This window comes from Oligoflexia bacterium, assembly GCA_035326705.1.
Classification (GTDB): domain Bacteria; phylum Bdellovibrionota_G; class JALEGL01; order JALEGL01; family JALEGL01; genus JALEGL01.
Map to the genome: position 1 here is coordinate 1 of DAOLES010000014.1, position 2,390 is coordinate 2,390.

Here is a 2,390-nt window from a genome sequence, read left to right on the forward strand (position 1 = left end):
TTGATTCTAGCAATATCAAAAATAGAATACTCAGGGAGATTGGGGTGACAAAGATCCAGGCAAGGGCATTCTTTTGGCTTCAGACATCCATCAAATAAACTGCTGTTGTCACTTTTGGCCACATCCAATGCGTCTTTCATCCACTGTAGTAGATCGGACTGAATTGCTTGAATATCACTATCAACTGGGTGTATAACAAGCAGCTCATTTAGATCTAAGCTGCCGTTTCTAACGTATTCTTTGTTTAAATTAACTAGATTTACACTTCGAATAGGAAGCGATTTTTGAGATACAAACCACTGAAAGCCTGCATCCCAGATATGCTCTTTTTTTACTTCAGAAACACTCTTTACTTCATAAATATCATAGACATTTTTTTGATTATCAAAGCCGAGGGCATCAATTCTAACTTGATATTCTCTATCTTTGACCGTTGATTGAAAATTAAGTGTGTAATTGGCTGTTTCTAGTTTTTGTTTTAAATAATTTTGGGCTAGAGACTCAACTTCGTAGCCTTGAGCGATGAGGTGTTTGTCGTAATCTGACAGTTCTAAATCCAGGAGCTGATCAGTATTTTCTAGTCAAGGTATGAGCCTGAACGAACTAGGATTCAATTAACGTTATCGGACACAGCCATACGCCTTAAAGTAGATCAAATAATTCTTCGCGCTCTTTTTGCACGATTTTAGCCATTTCATTATCACTATGACGCAGCGAGATGGCTTCAAGCTGCTGAAGAGTAACCCCCTCCTTCAAGTACTCCTCAACCTTAGGTAAGCTAATTAGCTTCTGGTAAGGTGTCTGGTAATTTTCTAATTTGTAAACCTTCTTGATTTTTCTTGGTTTGTTTCGATCTTCAATTTCTGTAGCAAAAGCACATGGTTTGTGGTAGTTGAGATATTCATTAAAACAACTTAAGTAAAAAGCGTTGACTAATTTAGCATCTTGTTGCTTGATAAAACTGTAACCAATCCACTTCCGGACTATATTGTGTTTACTTTCCACTAATCCATTATCATTGCTTTTTCTGGGTCGGCTTTTAGTTAACTCAATCAGCAGTTTGTTGAGTAATTTAACGACATTGCGATTGATGTACTCACTCCCATTATCTGCATGAAATCCTTGGATGATAAATGGGAATAACTCTAACCCAATAGTCAAAGCAGGAATCATGTGATTTTCTGAGATCTTCTCTACTCCCAAGGTAATTTGCCATTGAGTAACCTCATCTACAAGATCAATATGATACATGCCCTTTTTACCATCCTGGTCCCCCTGATGAATTGTGTCAACTCGGATAAATCCAGGCCGGCCGTTTGGCTCCGGTTTCTTTCTGATCCCAATACTGACTTTCTTGTTTCCCTTGGTTTTGGTGTAGGACTGACTGATTTGTTGATAAAGTTTAGTCTTTCTTAAGTTGTAGATTTGGGCTACAGAAATATTAGCTATCTTGGCAAACTCCTGACAATCATAAACTTCCACCATTCTTTGCAAGATGGTTTTGACCACATTACCATTGGGGTAATCATGCAGTCGATCAGTTTTAGCTAACAACTGAACATCCTGAGGTTGATATTTGCATTCAAATCGATGGCAATCAACATAGTGTGTCTTGATCTTCCCAAACTTAATGTATTGGGAGATTAGACGAGTAACCTGGGACTTTGAGTAACCAGTAATCTTGATGATGTACTGCCTCACCCAAGTCCGGTGACTTTTTTTGAGTTTGTAATAGCTGAATCGAACCAATGTGTTTTCGATCCAAGAATATGCCTCTTTCCGTTGGAAAGCGGTTGTTTCTAGCAGGAATGAGCCTGAAATGAATTTTTTAATGTCCGCTATGGTTTTGATGTTTGAGTCGCTAATAGATACAGTCATATCGCTGTATCTTACGACGTTTCTTCCAGATTACCACAAACCTCAGTTATGGGCTCATCTTTACTGGAAACCTTCCCTCTCGCTGAGCTCATTCTGTATTGTACAAGACTCTTTTTTGCATCAAACAAATTCTTGAGATATAATACTCATGATTCGTCAATAGCAGCGTCGCGCCCTGCAAATCAACATCACTTGATACGAAGAGTCGCAAAATCGGCTCCGTTTAATACACGAAACGTATTAGACCTACGAACACCATCGTAGGGGCGAAATCACATTTTCGCCCACAGTCACCAAGGCCACATCAGCAATGATCTGGCAAAATAGGGTGGTACCACGAAAAAAGACCTTCGTCCCTATACGTTAACCAAACGCATAGGAGTGAAGGTTTTTTTATGAATGAAACCATGCAAACCGGACCAGGAAGATATACAGAGCACCTTGGTGAAAGCTACTACCAATTTGTAGCCAGAAAAGTAGCCAAAATGTTGAAGTATACCAACGAAATCATT

1 protein-coding gene is annotated in these 2,390 nt (G+C 39.0%); it reads right to left on the reverse strand.

Annotation, left to right across the window (positions count from 1 at the left end; translation table 11 throughout):
* Positions 1-642: 642 nt before the first annotated feature.
* The gene (locus tag PKC21_10825; protein HMR25830.1) at positions 643-1,878 is read right to left on the reverse strand and encodes an integrase; all 1,236 of its coding nucleotides are present in this window, start codon (positions 1,876-1,878) and stop codon (positions 643-645) included.
* Between the last annotated feature and the right edge of the window lie 512 nt (positions 1,879-2,390).